Source organism: Mucilaginibacter oryzae (assembly GCF_003148845.1).
GTDB classification, from domain to species: Bacteria; Bacteroidota; Bacteroidia; order Sphingobacteriales; family Sphingobacteriaceae; genus Mucilaginibacter; species Mucilaginibacter oryzae.
Window position 1 is genome coordinate 1 of the sequence record NZ_QGHA01000005.1, and the last position, 16512, is coordinate 16512.

12 protein-coding genes and 1 pseudogene are annotated in these 16512 nt (G+C 44.6%); 2 read left to right on the plus strand and 11 right to left on the minus strand.

Translation table 11 applies throughout. The annotated features are described in order from the left end of the window. Window positions 1–348, minus strand: a pseudogene (locus LX99_RS14105) (DUF1543 domain-containing protein); the annotation flags it as partial. A 232-nt stretch (window positions 349–580) separates the two neighbouring features. Further along, the gene (locus LX99_RS14110) at window positions 581–2656 is read right to left on the minus strand and encodes a TonB-dependent receptor (RefSeq protein WP_170122698.1); all 2076 of its coding nucleotides are present in this window, start codon (window positions 2654–2656) and stop codon (window positions 581–583) included. Here LX99_RS14110 and LX99_RS25660 point away from each other — a divergent pair. After that, window positions 2655–2804 carry a hypothetical protein gene (locus tag LX99_RS25660; RefSeq protein WP_170122699.1) on the plus strand — a complete coding sequence of 50 codons (150 nt, stop codon included), beginning with the start codon at window positions 2655–2657 and terminating at the stop codon, window positions 2802–2804. The genes LX99_RS14110 and LX99_RS25660 overlap by 2 nt on opposite strands. Window positions 2805–3102: 298 nt before the next feature. Here the strand turns inward: LX99_RS25660 and LX99_RS14115 are convergent, their stop codons facing one another. From LX99_RS14115 to LX99_RS25665, 9 genes are all read right to left on the minus strand, one after another. Continuing rightward, on the minus strand, window positions 3103–3288 hold the full coding sequence (locus tag LX99_RS14115; protein WP_109608479.1) for a hypothetical protein: 186 nt from the start codon (window positions 3286–3288) through the stop codon (window positions 3103–3105). A gap of 138 nt (window positions 3289–3426) precedes the next feature. Then, complete coding sequence (locus LX99_RS14120; protein ID WP_109608480.1) at window positions 3427–4002, minus strand: TlpA disulfide reductase family protein; 576 nt, start codon at window positions 4000–4002, stop codon at window positions 3427–3429. Further along, window positions 3989–5143, minus strand: a complete 1155-nt coding sequence (locus LX99_RS14125; RefSeq protein WP_109608481.1) for a redoxin domain-containing protein — start codon at window positions 5141–5143, stop codon at window positions 3989–3991. Before LX99_RS14125 ends, LX99_RS14120 begins: the two co-directional genes overlap by 14 nt. 3 nt (window positions 5144–5146) lie before the next feature. Then, a complete protein-coding gene (locus LX99_RS14130) occupies window positions 5147–6622 on the minus strand; it encodes a RagB/SusD family nutrient uptake outer membrane protein (protein WP_211319021.1) in 1476 nt (491 codons plus the stop codon). Window positions 6623–6634: 12 nt separating this feature from the next. After that, complete coding sequence (locus tag LX99_RS14135) at window positions 6635–10216, minus strand: SusC/RagA family TonB-linked outer membrane protein (protein ID WP_146203124.1); 3582 nt, start codon at window positions 10214–10216, stop codon at window positions 6635–6637. Window positions 10217–10356: 140 nt separating this feature from the next. Further along, the gene (locus tag LX99_RS14140; protein WP_109608483.1) at window positions 10357–11469 is read right to left on the minus strand and encodes a FecR family protein; all 1113 of its coding nucleotides are present in this window, start codon (window positions 11467–11469) and stop codon (window positions 10357–10359) included. Window positions 11470–11556: 87 nt separating this feature from the next. Further along, window positions 11557–12126, minus strand: a complete 570-nt coding sequence (locus LX99_RS14145; RefSeq protein ID WP_109608484.1) for an RNA polymerase sigma-70 factor — start codon at window positions 12124–12126, stop codon at window positions 11557–11559. Window positions 12127–12304: 178 nt separating this feature from the next. Then, window positions 12305–12691, minus strand: a complete 387-nt coding sequence (locus LX99_RS25910; RefSeq protein ID WP_211319022.1) for a hypothetical protein — start codon at window positions 12689–12691, stop codon at window positions 12305–12307. A gap of 614 nt (window positions 12692–13305) precedes the next feature. After that, window positions 13306–13443 carry a hypothetical protein gene (locus tag LX99_RS25665; protein ID WP_170122700.1) on the minus strand — a complete coding sequence of 46 codons (138 nt, stop codon included), beginning with the start codon at window positions 13441–13443 and terminating at the stop codon, window positions 13306–13308. Between the two features lie 417 nt (window positions 13444–13860). Here LX99_RS25665 and LX99_RS14155 point away from each other — a divergent pair, with 417 nt between their 5' ends. Continuing rightward, window positions 13861–16512 carry a lanthionine synthetase LanC family protein gene (locus LX99_RS14155; RefSeq protein WP_109608485.1) on the plus strand — a complete coding sequence of 884 codons (2652 nt, stop codon included), beginning with the start codon at window positions 13861–13863 and terminating at the stop codon, window positions 16510–16512.

Genomic DNA, 16512 nt, shown 5'->3' on the forward strand with positions numbered 1-16512 from the left:
GTCCGCCGGCCCATTATAGTTGGCGGTAAGCTGAATATGGTATCTTCTTTTAATTTCTTCACTCAGCAGGTCTTCAATATGGTAAAGGTCATCTACATCGATGCCGTATTTTTCGTCAATGTGGGCGCTGGCCGCTTTAACCCGGGTTACCGAAGCGGTTTTAAAAAAATCTGTAGCGGTTGATGCTTTTATGGCCGCCTTTCTATCGTCCTGCACCGTCAGTAGCGTGTAGTGCTGCTCTTCCAGCCTGCCGCTTTGGTAACCGCCCAGGTTGATAAAGAAGAGGCGATGTTTGGTAGCGGCCGCCTGGTTATGAGGCACAACTTGTACCTGGTAACCGTTACTCAAAATGTAATAAAAAAGGGCAATTTCAAATCGAAAATTGCCCTTTTTTTATTAGTGACCAGCCGATGTCGAAATTTTATTTGGCCACAGACGGCCAATTTTGATTTATGGCACAGCCTCTGAACAGCGCTTGCCGCTTTTTCCAACAGCTCCATGCGTTTACGGATAAACGGAGGCAGTTTAATGGCATGATGAATGACCAGTCAGCAATTTGTAACGGTCGATACTGTTTTCTTTAATATTTAACCGAAATTCCAAAGTTGACCGCCCTTCCTCTGCCTGTTGAAAAAAAACCGGGCTGCATGAACCATTGGGCACGTGCAGGGAAGTAATACGCATTGAACAGGTTTTCTATGCCCAGGCTAACCCGTGTGCTTTTATTGACGCGTAATCCGGCAATCAGATTGAATAAATTATAGGCTTTTACCGCGCCTTCATTGCCATTATATATTCCTGTATTGTTCTTTGCAAACCGGTCTCTGCTTCCGATACCGGTATAATTCAGTGTAAAATCCATCACTTGTAGCGGTGAATAAGTGACACTCCCGGTAATTTTAGGGGCAGAAATCCGTCTACCGTTGAGATACGCATCTTCAGGGTCATTGTATTTTCCGTTGCCGTTTACATCGCGTTTGCCTTCCGTATAGCTATAACTTCCGGCGATAGTTAACTCCCGGTTTAACACGTAGGAAGCAGCCAACTCAAAGCCATATATTTTTTCAGGGCTGCGGGCAGTATTGAACAAGCCGGTAGCCGGGTCGTAAACTACCTCGATGCCCAATTTAGATGTACTGCGGTAAGCAGAGGCTGAAAAATTAAGCCCTTTGTAGCGGCTTTCGAACCCGGCCTCATAGTTATTCACTTTTACTGCATCTGTGTTGATCTTATCAATGCTGTTTACCTTGGTGTCCCGTAAGGCCAGACCGATATCCATTACTGAAAATCCTTGCGAAAAGCTTACATAAGGGCTAAATAACTCACAACGGTTATATTTCAACCCGGCGTTGAACAAGCCTGTGTTATACTTCAGTGCGCCACCGGTTACATCAAAAGATGGCGTAACTGTTGCACCGCTTGCATTGGTGATCCTTAGTGTGCGGTAATCGTCTACGTCTATATTGACGCGCTCCAAACGGAACCCCGTCTTTAATACCAGGTCACGTACCAGCGTTACATCCGCCTGGGCAAATGGCGCGAGGTTGGTCATATCCATTGTCGGTACCCATACACGCCCATCAACCAATGGCTGCGATGTTTTATCCTTCAAAACATCCAGTCCGTAAGACAGGTTAGCATTAATCGAATTTGTTTTCACCAGCGGTGTTTGCAGGAATAAGCGGATTCCCTTTTTATCGTTATGAGCCAAAGACTGACCGTCTCCGCCATCGAAACGTCCGAGTGAAACATAGAATACATCTTCACGCTTTTCATAATAAGCGTCGGCGGTTAAACTGGTTTTCAGGAACAGGCTGTCAACCTTGTATGACAAATGCACGTTGTGGTTATATTTAGCTCCTGTTGGGATACCAAGCGGTTTCCCCAATACACCAGTCGCTTTCTGACCGGTTGCAAGGTTCCCGTTTACCAGGGTGAAGTTGCTGTTTTGCAAACTACTGTAGTAATTGTAAACCAACTGCAGCCGCTGGTACTTTGTCGGTTCAAAACCGATTTTCGCAAAGGCGTTATAGGTATCGGTTTCACCAAGGCTGTAGTTAGGGCCAACCACATCTCCTTTGGCATCTTTATATTCGCCGGTTTGTTCGGCAACTCCACTAACCACATAATCAAACTTGTTGACCTTTCCGTAAAACATCTGGCTGAGACGACCACCTACCGAATTGCGGAGTTTGATCAGCGAGCTGTTTAAAAAAATATCGGTTTTACCTGCAAAAGCTTTAGCGGTATCAGGTACAAGCGTTACATAATTTACTAATCCTCCTGCTGAGCCGTTCCCGTAAATTGCCGTGGCGCCCTTAACAACTTCTATTTGTTGAAGAACTGAAGGATCAATGGAGCGCAGATCAACTTCGGCATTTCTAAGCGGCGATGACTGGCTTACACCATCTATCATCACGAGCATGGGCCTCCCGCGAAGGTTCTGCCCAACGTTGCTGCCAGACTGGGCACTTGGAGCAAAACCTGGTACCTGGTTAGCTAAAATGCTGGTCAGGTCGGGATTAACTGCTATCTCGGTTTCCAATTTCTTTTTAGAAACTATACTCACCGATGAAACGATGTTCTTAGGGCTTTCAGGCTTTCTTGTGGCTGAAATGATCACCTCACCGAGGGCCAGATCAGATCTTTTAAGCATGAGTGTGATAACCGTATCTTTCGTAAGCGGTGATAACGTTACTGATAAAGTTTCATACCCGGTAGCAGATGCTTTGATCTGTAAGTTCTGGCTGGCAGGTACAAAAACCTCAAAACGCCCTTTGGCATCACCCGAAGTTTTTAATTGATTAACTTGAATTGTCGCATATGGAACTGGCGATAAAGAGTCTTTGACAAACCCTCTTAATTTAACGTTTTGGCTATTAGCTATACTGGATAGCATAAGTAAACAACAGATGGTAAAAAGTGAATATAGATTTGGCTTCATTTGTTGAAATTTGGCGCAATAATACGTTTATTTAAACTAATTCTAAATAATAATAGTGATTTGCTCCTTACCTGAGGGGCCCTTCAGGCATTTCAGGGTTGATTATGATCCTGAACGGTATATCGGGGATCTATTAGGAACCTTCAATGCTTTCTAACTCAGACCGGGAAAGCGATCGTAATGACGGTACCGTGATCGTTGGTGAAGCTGATCCTGCCACCGTGTTGTTCGGTCAGGCCGATCATCATGTTCACTCCAGGGGAATTGCAGGCATACATGTCAAAATCAGCCGGCAGGCCACGCCCGTTGTCAGGTGAATGATGTTTCAATATTTCATCATTCATCCCCTGGAAAACCCATTGCGGGACACGCGGCGGTGTGATATCATTAAAAAAGTCCCGACTATATCGCCGGGACTTTCACATAATTTCTGATGTTCAGAATCGCAAAACTTGCTTATCAAGCAGGCCCTGAAATTATGGTTAATTACCCGATCCGGATTTACTGAGCTTTTTGGCAGCATCCATGGTAAATTTGCCATCCACCAATAACTGAAGTACCTGCTCGTTAATTTGATCAGGCGTAGTGACCCACATTAATTTACCATTTTGTATAAGGTAGGTTTGGGGTATTGCTGATACAGCTGCCGGTTTTATCCATTTTTTATCAAAATCACTTCCGGGCGGGCCACTTAGGGCGATATTAAAATTCAGTTCGTTGGTGTGATTTTTTACATAACTCACAGCCTTCGCCTCATCCCTTTCAAATACGTCCTGGGCAATGAATGTAATCTTATCCTTAAATTTTAAACTAAGCTCATTCAGGTGAGGCATGGCGGCCATACAGGGTACGCACCAGGTTGCCCAAAGTTCAACCAAATAAATTTTGCCATCCTCAAATTTACTTATGGGGCCGCCTTTTATCCATTCTACCTGCGGATAAGTTGTAATTGGGTCGCCGATATCGGGAAAGTCTTCAACCCGTTGCGCGTTTGCAGTTAATGCTGTAATTGTTAACAGCAAAACAACTAAAAGCCCCATTATGTTATTTGCCTTCATTTTCAATCAATTTTTCAAGTGTAAATCCTAATTCGTTATCATTTAGCACTACCTTGTCCGATAAAAATTTACCGTCTTTGCCAATAAGATAGGCTGCCGGGAGTGTGCCTTTATTGAATAAGGCATAACTTTTTGTAACGGCGCCTGCAGAGCGGCCGTTTTCAGAAAATCCTTCAACATCATTAAGGTGCACCCATCCCGGAAACTGTTCGGCTATTTGCTGCTTCCAGATATCTTCATCGTCATAGCTAACGCCAATTATAACCGCTCCTTTTTCTTTTAATCGCTTTTCGGCCCGTCTCATGTAAAGGGCAAACTTGTCAAACGGCACAAAGTTTCTGAACCAGAATACCAATAAAACATCCTTGCCTTTAAATGATGATAGCGACACCATTTTCCCTTCACTGTCGGGTAAGGTAAAATCAGGCGCAGGCTTTCCTTTGGTAAGCAGCGTAACCGCATCGATTTTTGAACTTAATATTTTTCCTGCTTCAGATTCTTTGATACTCTTGCTAAACCTGTTAAACGATGAGTTGAGGCCCGGTGTAATTGCACGGGCCTTTTTTCTCCTCCAGATATCGAAGGCAACATAGCTATCGGGATGCAGAGCTATAAAAACGCTGTCCAATTGGTCGGCCTTTTTCATCAGCACGCCAAGTTCTTTCATTAATGGCATCCTGGTACTGTCGTCTTTTGATAGCCTGGCAAGTTTTTCGTTAATCGGCTTAAGCTGTTCGTTCAATGGTTCAAATGGCTTATTTCTTTGGGTAAATTCAGCCTGGGTTTTTCCACCCGTAATTATCGCCTCCTTCATGCCTCCCAAGCTTTTTACATTGACATTTCCATCAATATAAAATCTTTGCATATCAATTTTCGACATAGTGGCGGCAGTTAGCGGCCCCTTATATGGGTTGAGGTTCAGCGTGGCGTAGGCAGGGTCGGTAATTGTGCCTTTAAATGTAAACGCGCCGTTTACAACTTTAGTTGAATCCTGTATGTAATCACCTTTGGCGTTGTCGTATTCTAAAAGGATTATGCCTTGTTTATCTTTTGCAAGCTGGCCGGTAATTGTAAATGGATGTTGTGCAACGGCTACCGTCGCTAACAGATATAAAAAGCTAAATATGATGTATTTTTTCATGACTTATGGATTGTTTGTTATTTGTGGATTGCCAACCATGATATAGTAAGGCAGTTTTAAGGTTAAACGCTTTTCATCCAGCGTTATAGTTTTGGCGTTGTTTGTTTCATCTGCATAAAGCAAATGGGTAAATTTTTGTCCGCTAAATAACGGATCGACAGACATGCGCCTCATGTCAAACCAACGGTAGCCTTCCGCTGCAAATTCGCGCACACGTTCATCAAAGATGAATCTGATCAAAAGATTTTGGTTGGATGCAATTGTACCGGAGATGGCCGCGCGGTCAGCAGGCAGCCTGTTTTTCCGTAATGTTTCCACGTCGGCTACGGCTCCGGCCAAATCACCGTTGCGGGCCTTTGCTTCGCCACTAAGTAAATACAGCTCCGGAAGCTGAATACCGAAACGGCTTAACTGCACACCGATTTTCGAAAGACGCCCCGACGGGTTTACTTCCTGATATGGAAATTGAGCCGCGTAAAAATTCAAACGGAGGTCTGCCGGATCAAACAGCGCACGCGCTTGCGGAGACAGCACGATGAAATCGTTCATGAAGCCGTTGCCGTTATACGGCCCGTTATAAAAAGACTTTGCTACAAGCGACTCGGTTACGTTGGTATAGCCGCCAAAAGGCGAGTTTGTAGGGCCGTAGTCTGTTACCGGGTAAAACTCGCCGTCGGGTGCAAAGGTCTGGTTGTAATTGTATAACACTGCCGACGTTGATGAAGCGCTGTTATCCTTTATTGCCGCGTTAAGCATGGCAACAGCGTTTATGTTATCACCGGTAAAAAGATATACTTTGCCCAGCAGCGCTTCGGCCGCGGCCTTATTAAAGCGCACTTTACTTTTACCACTCAACGGCAGTTTTGAAATAGCGTCCTTCAGGTCGGTCGTGATAAAATCATACACTTGTTTAACACTGGCCCGCGTAAAACCTGTAGCATTTATATCGGCTGATGTGATGATAGGAAATGCGGGGTCTGAACTTGCAGTTGACTGGTTATAAGGCTTTCCAAAAAAATTGGCAAATTGAAAATAAAGCCAGGCCCTGTTTGCCTTCGCTTCAGCCAACAATGCCGATTTTTGTTCAGCCGAGCCGCCGGTTGATTCATTAACCCCGTTTATTACCTTGTTAACGGTATAAACGTTACCCATATACAACTGCATGGTCCAGTCGTAATCGGTAGGCGTAAATACATCGGCCTGCCATTCAAACGCCCTTTGCGACATACCCGGGCTACCGCCCGAATTGTAATGTCTCTCTTCGGCGGCCACATCGTCGCCCATTAAAACTAACTGTTGCCATCCGCCTGCAAAGTCATAAAGGTACAGGCCCTGATCGTTCATTACTTTATCAAAATCGGCAGTTGTGGTAACTAACTGGCGGCCTTGCGGAACAACGTTTAAAAAGTCTTTTTTACAGGATAGCAACAGGGAAAAAAGACCGGTATACATAATAATTTTATAATGTTGTACTTTCATCTTCAATTAAATTTAAAATGTAACATTAGCCCCAAGGGTGAAAGTATGCCGGTATTGCGGCAAGCTTCTTACGCCGATATTGAATGCCTGATATTCCGGGTCTATGCCATATTTATTGTTCTTCCAGATCATGTAATTACCCGTTTGCACGTAAAGGTTAACTGTCTTGAGTTTTAGCTTGCCTGCTATATTGGCAGGCAGCCCGTACGAAAGCGTAATATCCCGCAGTTTGGCGTATGATGCGCTCACTACGTTAATATCAGCATAAGTGTAGTAGCTGGTATTTCTTCTGAAGTTATTGACACCAAGGCTGGCAACGTAAGCCGGGATATTTGTATTGAGCTCATCGCCTGGCTTTTTCCACCGGTTTTCAAACTCGGGGTTGATATTCCCGCTGAAACTTCCGGCGGTACCGCTTAACCGGCCCGCGTAAAACTGGTTAACATCGCGCCGCATTACGGCTCCGAGATTGAAGATCATATTGGCCGTTAACGACAGTTGTTTATATTGAAACGTATTGGATAAGCCGCCGTTATATTTAGGTAAAGTTGAGCCCTTATACACAAGGTCGGCAGCGGTTGCAGCATAAGGATCCTTTGTAATACTTCCGTTCGCCAGTTTAATTTGAGGGTCGCCCATGTTGTCGAGCCCCGCGTAACGATAGGCAAATAACACGGGCGTAGCATAGCCTACGGCCCATTGCGATGAAAGTTGCCAGGTATCGGTTAGCATATCGGGCGTTGGCTCGCTGTATGATGCAAGCTTATTCAGGTTGTAACTGAATACCATATGACTTTGCCACTTAAATGCACCTGCCTGCAGGTTCATGGAATTCAGGTTAATCTCAATGCCTTTATTGGTAATATTGCCTAAATTGCCGTTAGTGCGTATAAAGCCGTTTAGCGGATTTACAGATATACTGCCCAGTAAATCTGTAGTATTTTTATGGTAGGCATCAATACTACCCGAAATCCGGTTGTTTAGTACCCCCATATCAATACCGATGTTAATAGTACGGGTAGTTTCCCATGTTAGTTTCCTGTTTGCAGGGGAGGATAAGTAAAGGGAGTTACCGAATGTTGAATTGGTTTGAGCGTTAACTATATCATACAGCGAGGCAGCATTGAGGTATGGCGAATTTCCGGTGATGCCGTATGTTGTACGAAGGCTTAAATTATCTATCCAGCCAATTCTTTGTATAAACTTTTCGCGGCCAACATTCCATCTGGCGCCAACACTATACGCGGGTTTATTTTGCGATGCCTGGTTTGATGCGAAAAGGTTACTATGATCTCTACGCATACTTGCATCCAACTGATATTTATCAGTCATCGAATAGTTCAGTAAGGCGAAATAGGAACGGAATCGCCTGAGGGTGCTAAACGTATCAAAGGGCTTTTCTGTAAAAACGCTGCGAAATGAGCCTACAGCGCCAAATACTCCCTGAGATAATGTTTGATAATTTAAAAGGCTGTAAGTTTTCAACGCATCGTCATACCCCCTTACTATGGTAGTATTTACCAGGGTTGACTGTTCCTGCAGATCCTGGCCTAACTGGATATTAAGGTGGTCCTCGCCGTTTCTAAGCGCAGAGGTAAACATTAACTGGTTCCTGACAGTCCAGTTAACAGCGTTTGAACTTGCGGTGGAAAACCGCCCCCCGGTATTTGGAAGATAGTAAACAGGTGTAGACCCGGCAAACGGCGCTACAGTAAAATTAAGAAGTTCCCTGCGCATTGAGTATTTAGAGATATCGTCGTAGGATTCCGTAGTACCCGGAATGCGCTGATAGCCATAAGTACCCTGAAAACTAAGCCCTTTCCAGATTTTCACGGTCAGGTCGCCGGTGGCATTCACATTAAGCAGTTTACCACGGGTATATCCGCTACCCAGTTCATCAAGCGGACTATAGTTTAAGTTGATGCCGCTCCGTTGCTCATAATCTGTTTTTCTTTCATCCGGGATGCCTTGCAGATAATTTAACTGGATGTTATTACCATTGCCATCCCTGAATAGCTGATAGGGAATAAAGTCGGCCCCAATGCTTATCGGTCTCTTATTGCTGTTATACGCGTAAGCGAATGACGAATTTAGATTTAACGTAACACGTTTGTTAGGGCGGAAGGTTTGGTTGAAAGTCAATCTGTACTGGTCGTTTTTCTCGCCCGGGTTGTTACTTTGAGTACCGGTGTACGATACGGAACTATAAAACGAATAAGCGTCACCTCCGCCGTTTGCCGATACAGTGTGGTTATTAACGATTCCGTTTCTGAACCAGAGGTCATTTATTTGCCCAGTGTTGGTTATAGCTGAAAGGCTATCGAGCTGTTCACCCGCCCTTGCGGCACTGATGATGCCACGGTTCTGGTTGTACAATATTTGTTCGTGTGGCGCTATAAAACTATTTGAAATGCTACTCCATGGATAGGTTACCGGATCAAAGGTTTCGCGCGCAGCCTGTATGTATTGCCGGCTGTTCATCACGTTGGCGTACCCAAAATTTGGTTTGCCGGTAAAAGTGACATAGCCGGAATAATTGATATTGATATTTTGATTATTACGACCCGATTTGGTTGTAATAACAATAACGCCATTCGCCGCCTGCGCCCCCCATATAGCTGCCGCCGACGCATCCTTTAAAACGGTGATGTCGCCAATATCATCAGGGTTGAGGGCCGTTATATCAGGCACAGGTACACCGTTTACTACATAAAGCGGCTGCGACCCGTTGGTAACCGTACTTTTTCCTCTAACAACAGCCTGCCTTGTAGTGCCGTTACCCTGCAAACCGGTAACAACAGTCAAACCGGCTATCTGCCCGTCAAGGCGGCTAACAATATCGTTTGTAGCGGCGCGCTGGCCAAATACTTTCATATCAGGCTTGCCAAATGATCCGGTAGCGCGTTCTTTATTCAGCTTCTGGAAACCTGTAGATAAAACAAATACCTCACGCATTTCCTGGTTGGCGGTGTTCATGGTTATATCTATGCTGCTCCTGCCCATAACAGGTATGTTTTGCGTTTCATAGCCGATATAACTCACCTGCAGGGTACTGTTAGCGGGTACCTTATCTATTTGATAATAGCCGTAATTATCCACTAACGAGATCCGCGAAAACCCCGGGGTAATATCTACCTTAACAGTAGCGCCTGTTAAAGGCTGGCCTTCCGCAGCATATACAACACCATGTATGTTAAGCGTATCCGCTTTGGTACCGTACGGCAGTTGTGCAGCTACCGGCTTCAGCCTGATTACAATGGTTTTATCTTTTACCTCGTAACCAAGCGGCTGGCCCGCGAAGCATCGGGCAAGCACCTTATCAAATTCAAGCTCCGTAACATTGATAGTAACGGGCAAAGCCTTAGACAGATCATGAATGTTATAAAGAAATTCGTAGCCGCTCTCTTTCTCTAACACTTTGAGCAATTTTTCAAAAGGCGCATGATTAAGATGAAGCGTGATTTTCTTTGTTTGCGCTGCCGCGGAGATATGAATATTGATTAAAAAAAGTAAAACTGCCAAAAACTTCGCCCACGATAGTAAGCCAACTTTCCGGACGGGCTTCGGGCTATAAAAAAGGGTAAAAAAATTCATTACATTTGAATCGTTTAAGTTCAATAGTTCAATTAATTCGAGTTGTTCATATAAAACTTAGCATTACTGGTTATACCAGGGGCCAGTTCGCGGTAGCAGCCGTTAACTGGTTTTTTGCTTTTTGTGGTGTGCAAAGAGGGTTAATTCATTATCGTTACCCTCCTTCCTTCGATAGTATAATGTAAGTGATTGGTGGAAGCCAGCAGATCGAGTATGGTGCTTACATCATCATACCGGGAAAAGCCGCCGGCGAAGTCTTTGCCGCGCATGTCGCCCTTGAAAGTTACCTCTATATTATACCACCTGCTTATGCACCTCATAATCCCGGTGATATTTTCGCCGTTAAAATGAAAACGGCCTTTGGTCCAGGCGATGGCGCTTTGCGCGTCAGTGTCAAAAATTTTAAGCTGGTGCGCGGTTACTACGGCCTGCTGACCAGGTTTGAGTAATTTATCGTTGATCCTGACGCTGCCTTCAAGTAAAGTGGTTAAGGCCTTAGCATCGTCGGGATATGAACTGATGTCGAAATGGGTGCCGAGTACCTCCACCTCCTGCCCCGCCGAAGAAACAATAAATGGATGATGGGCATCCTTAGCAACTTCAAAATATCCCTCGCCCTTTAGCTCCACCGCACGTTTTTCCGCTCCTGAAAATGAAGTCGGGTACTTAAGCGATGACCCGGCGTTTAGATACACTTTTGTACCATCGGGCAGCAGGAGCCTGTATTGTTCGCCCCTGCTTGTAATTAAAGTATTAGAAGTATTGGCATTACCATGTTTGTCATTTTCTACATATTTAAGCTGCCCCTCATCTGCCTTACTTACCGTCGATCCGCCATCTGCTGCGAGGGGCCCCTTATCAGCCGCATTAAGTACGATGGTACGCCCGTTTGATAAGATAAGCCTCGCTCCGTTTTTACCGGGGGTGATTGGTGTAATATGTGTTGCAAACTGTTGATTTGCTTTTTGAGGACGATTGAACAGAAAAAGGAAGATACTGATGGCTAAAATAATTGTAGCCGCAGCCGCTACATAGCGCGGCCAATAGGTGAGCTTTTTATTTTTGCGAACCAGCTGGGGTAACTCTGACTCCACTTGCTCAAGTGTTTTGACAAGGTCGTCCTCATCAAGATCAATTTCTTTGTCTCCACCCCATACAATATACCAGCTTTCAAGTATTGATTTTTCATCAGCACCTAATTGCCCTGTTCTCAGTTTATTTATTAATTGTTTAGCGTCGTATTTACGTGCCATAAATGTGTCCCCTTTATGTATAGAGACAAGTTAACGGCATGTTGGGAGTATCTAACTTAGCAGTTTTTTAAAATAAATTTTAAATTATCATAACATAAGCATAAAAAGCAGCGGTCCGAGTTTCCCTTTTAATATCTTTAAAGCATTTTGAACCTGTTTTTTTACGGTTTTCTCTGATATGTTCAACTTTTGCGAAATTTCTTTGTGCGTAAGCTGCTCATTCCTGCTAAGTCGAAACACTTCCTGCATTTTTGTCGGCAATTGTTCAATTTCTGACTCGATCAATGCCATAAGTTGTGCGTACCTCGTTTTGTGATCGGCAAATTCAGTGGACTGGTCTAAGAAATCCTGTAACGAATCGAGGTATTTAGCTTCCACTTGTTTTTTTGCAATCAGGTTAAAAATCTGATTTCTTACAGCGGTATAAAGATATGCGCGCAAACTTGTTTCAAGAACAACGGACACGCGCTTTGCCCAAAGTTGTGTAAAAATTTCCTGAACAACATCTTTGGCGGTATCAGTATCTGTAAGCCGTTTGTAGGCATGTACAAATAAAAGCCTTTTGTATCTGTCGTAAATAACAGTATATGCCTGCCTGTCATCATTTTTCAGAAGTAACAGCAATTCATGATCAGGAAGCAGTTCGTACGTCGCCAAGAGATGCGGAAGCAATTAAACCTGAAAAGTAGTTATTTTTTGCATCTTTAACCTTAAAACATGAGTAAAAATCATCAATATTCGCAATTTTTTAATAATTTAATTGACACACCGAAATTTCAGTATAGTAGATTTAAACCTCAATCGGTTCCCGAAAAGCCGTCATCGTCAATAATACTTACGCTAAAGTATTAGGGTTTTTCTTTTTTCCCCGAACGAAATTATCGGAAAGTGGCTGATTGTTGTTATATATAATATTGTCGTGCTGTTGAACACTGTCTACGTAAGCAGCTGTTGTACCGCGGCTGGGGCCATAGGCGACTTCATTACATCCGAAGCAATTAACAGTCCCTAAATTTGATTCATTATCAAAAAATTCCGTTCCTTTAATCGACGTTGTCGAATCATTCAAAAGCACAATATCCGGCCTTTGCCTGTAGTTATTGAAGCTTTCCTTTGAAATTCTTTTTTTGAAAACAGTTTGAACAGCTGAGTGAAGTTGCCTATTAGATGCATATTCTGTAGATTCGAATTCTGGACCAAATAGCCACCTCGCATCAGGCACTAATGGATGAAGTACATGCAATTCATCTACAGTTTCATCCTTTGATCATTTACGTATAGCTTCTATTACAGAAAGCCTATTATGTATTTCATCAAGAACAATCAGTGCATCTTTAAAAGTTTTACCATTTATCTAACAGGTTTTTGAGTCCGTCAATCTTCAGCCGATGATTTATCTCTTGTATGATTGTAGGCAATAGCCAGTAACTTTCGCCGATACCGGCTATAAATCTCCGTGATAGCGTTTTTGTTCCCTTCTTTGAGGGAGACGACCAATTGTGCGTCACTTAGATCTTTAATCATAGAGTCTAAAAATGCAATTTATTAAACTTCTGTTAAATTTAAGTGATTATTGTAAATAAAGATGAGAACTCATCAGCAATGGACTAGTCAAGTCCACATCGGAAACAGTTGGAAAAATTCTGTTATTATGAAGGATAGCCTTAACAATAAAGTTGCCGGATTAAAAAGAAGGAACACCCAGGTTTATTCTTTACAAGATAGTTGATCTTGTAAAGAGTTTATTAAGGGCGGGGTCGGTTGATGAACTAAATTAAGATATCATCGACAATTACTATCTCACTCCGGATTCACCACCAAACACAAAATCCATTGTTAATCAAATTTTACAAGAACGATGTCGCCTACCGCGTCGGCTGGATCGCCTACGACATCCTGAACAGGCGCTACGATAGCCCGGTCGCTGAAAAGCGCAAAAATTAATTGCAAAAGGGCACTTGTTCCTGGTGCCATTTGCCCGTCTGTGTCAAAGGGCGGGAATCAGCCCGCCATTCATCAAAATATTGGAACCTGCCAAAAAAGCCACTTTCGTTGAGGTAAGAAAAGCGACCATTTTACCGCACATAACATCGGGCGTTGTACCCTACATTGACCACAAATAAATGGATCGCTTTGTCAAAGACAATCACTTAACGAAACTAAGTTTAAAAGAAAAAAATTTTTTTGGGGGTTGATCAAAGTTCAACACTAAAAATCTTTGATCAACATTCGATCCAACTCTTTCAACACATTATTTAGAAGAAAAAGTACTGTACTTCGTTCCGTCCAGCCACAATTCCCTTCAGAACCATACCACCCTTTTTCCACTGTTTTAGCTTTTGGCAACGCCCTTACTTTGTTTCAGCAAGTTAACCTTAACAAACAAGAGCAATGGGGCAATCAATTTCTACCGGAACAATTACTGACACGGCGTCATCAAACACGGCAGTCCCTCCCACCGCATCGCAACCGGGGTATGCCGTTTATTTCAGGGAAATAGGCATTTCATTTTTCCATACCGCACCCTACCTCATTTCGGGCGCTCCTGAAGGGTTTGAAAGCTGGATCATCCATATATCGGTCGTATGCCAGCAATTTGATTCAGTCATCCGGCCCATTTTTAAGTTCCTGCAAACAGAGGAGTTTCCATTTGCCATACCCGCTGATGCCGGGCAACACAACAATATACTGGGCGGCCTGATTGGATTTCAGCTCACCGGTAAGGTGATATCCATCGGTGTTAGTGATAGCGCTAATTTTACTGAAATAATCAACAAACTCCTTGAACTTACCAAAGGCGTTATCGGTCCGTCCATACCCTGTGCCTATCATTTAACCGGCACCATCGCCGTAAATTATGGATCACTATTTGGAGACAACAATTGCAGCCATATTGCAAGATCAATGTTCTACGGCTCGGCCGCAGCAAATTCACTGATGGAAATCCTGAAAGCGAACGGGCAGCACTGGCCATTTTATGATATAAGGCCCCTCAAGGCCTATAAAACGCCCCGCCTTGTCAACCGGAACTACATTCCTGTTGAAACATTGAAAAGGGATCCAAAAGGCGATGTGATCAAGGCTTTGAGAATCAACCGGATTTTTGATATGCAATGGTGCGTGATCAAACAAGGTAGGCGATACCAAAGTTTTGATGATGCCGGCCGCGACGCCCGGGACCGGCTGCACTGGCAATACGATGTGCACAGACTGCTTGAAAGCCAAAACATCCTTCCGAAAGCCATTGCATGTTTCGAATCAATGGGCGATGCCTTCTTCGCCATGGAATACATCGAATCAGTTCCCTTAAGCGAAAAGGCTGCGCAACTGAGCCAGGGGCTGGTTTGGCGCTCGATGCCGGCTGAAAGAAAAAGGGAAATGATTGGCTACCTGCTACAGGTGGTGCACGTTTTGGCCGCATTTCATGCCGATGGCTTCGTTCACCGTGACGTAACGCCTGCCAATTTCATTGTAACGGAATCCGGCCAGGTATTCGCGATCGATATCGAGCTCTGCTACAACCTGGCAACACGAACTCCCAATCCGCCGTTTACCTTGGGAACGCCGGGCTACATGTCGCCCGCACAGGAAAGTGGTGCTGAACCGATATTCGGGGACGATATTTACAGCTTGGGCGCTCTGTTCATTTCCGTTCTCACCAGCATCCTGCCGAACAAATTCAACCACAATAACCCGGATCAACTTACGGGTAATCTGGCTTACTTCATTGAGTCAACATCGATGGTTTCGATGATCGTAAGTTGCTTAGATGTGAACGCAAGCCGCCGCCCCTCTCTGGATCAAATCGAAAAAGTGCTGAAACTGAACGATACCTTGTTGCTCACCACCAAACAGACCGTCCGGCCTCCAAAACAGCACCCTTTTTATTTGAATACCATGCTGGATGACTGCCTGCTAACCCTGACCAAACTCTTTTTTGAAAAGAACAGGAACGCAGAAATGTTAAACTTAACGCCTGAACACTTTCGTAACGAAACAACCTTCAGCGAAACCAACGCCATGGAACTGCCGGGCTTAAGGGAAATCTATGTCCTCGCCTCCTGTGCCCGTTTCGGTTCGGAAACCACCAGGTCGAAAGTGATAGCACAAGTCGTTTCCTGGCTGGATAAAATTGATAAGACCCGGCATTCCGAAACAGATCTGCGAATACTCGAGGCCGGATTAACGCAGTTACTTTCCAGAAACGACCTGCGGCCCTACCTGATGGATAATATCAATTCACTACCCGGGTACTTTCATCACGAATTGTCGCCGGGGATCTCAGGCGGCCTTGCCGGACATGGCCTGCAATTGCTGTTCCTCCTGGACGAGGAAGCATACTTGCCTGCCATCAACCAACTGGCCGAAATCGTCGGGCAACTCAGCGTCCTGCAGCAAAAAAACGGGGCCTGGATAACCGGCCCGGCGGTACCCGGACTGAGGGAATACCAGGTTACCGGCTTTTCACATGGTGTTGCCGGCATCACCTACTTCCTTTTGTGTTATTATGCCGTTTACCCATCGGAGGGCTTAAGAACGCGGATCACTGCAGCATTGCAGTGGCTTACGAGCCAACGCAAACCGGACCGCGGCAGATTGACCTGGCCGGTAAGCAACGAAAACAAAACCGTTGATCCCTGGCTGGAACATGGGTTTTCAGGCGTAGCCCTTACCTATATCAAAGCCTTCGAAATATTGGGAGATCCGGGATACCGGGAAATCGCGGCAGGGGTGTTGGCTTACCACCCTGTTCAGATCACCAGTAACTATTGCGCGTTCGGCAATGGCCTCAGCGGTTTAGGAGAAGTTTACCTCGAAGCATTACGCGTTTTCGGTGACGAAGAATGGCAGATCCGTGCGAACGCCGTTCGGGACGCACTGCTTAATTCCTGTTACCGGGATCAGGGCACCTGCTATTGGCTTGACGGCACGCAACCGGAACCTTTAACTGATTTCCTGACCGGTAACAGCGGCACCCTGCATTTTCTTTTACGATTCGCCCATCCCGGTCAAATACCATTTCCATCATTCCTCATCCCCTAA

Excerpts from the sequence above, each read along its gene's own strand:
- LX99_RS14155 (WP_109608485.1), top strand. The coding sequence starts at position 13,861 with ATGGGGCAATCAATTTCTACCGGAACAATTACTGACACGGCGTCATCA.
- LX99_RS14135 (WP_146203124.1), bottom strand. The coding sequence starts at position 10,216 with ATGAATTTTTTTACCCTTTTTTATAGCCCGAAGCCCGTCCGGAAAGTT.
- LX99_RS14120 (WP_109608480.1), bottom strand. The coding sequence starts at position 4,002 with ATGAAGGCAAATAACATAATGGGGCTTTTAGTTGTTTTGCTGTTAACA.
- LX99_RS14130 (WP_211319021.1), bottom strand. The coding sequence starts at position 6,622 with ATGAAAGTACAACATTATAAAATTATTATGTATACCGGTCTTTTTTCC.
- LX99_RS14110 (WP_170122698.1), bottom strand. The coding sequence starts at position 2,656 with ATGCTTAAAAGATCTGATCTGGCCCTCGGTGAGGTGATCATTTCAGCC.
- LX99_RS14140 (WP_109608483.1), bottom strand. The coding sequence starts at position 11,469 with ATGGCACGTAAATACGACGCTAAACAATTAATAAATAAACTGAGAACA.
- LX99_RS25660 (WP_170122699.1), top strand. The coding sequence starts at position 2,655 with ATGAGTGTGATAACCGTATCTTTCGTAAGCGGTGATAACGTTACTGAT.
- LX99_RS14125 (WP_109608481.1), bottom strand. The coding sequence starts at position 5,143 with ATGAAAAAATACATCATATTTAGCTTTTTATATCTGTTAGCGACGGTA.
- LX99_RS14115 (WP_109608479.1), bottom strand. The coding sequence starts at position 3,288 with ATGAATGATGAAATATTGAAACATCATTCACCTGACAACGGGCGTGGC.
- LX99_RS25665 (WP_170122700.1), bottom strand. The coding sequence starts at position 13,443 with ATGGCACCAGGAACAAGTGCCCTTTTGCAATTAATTTTTGCGCTTTTC.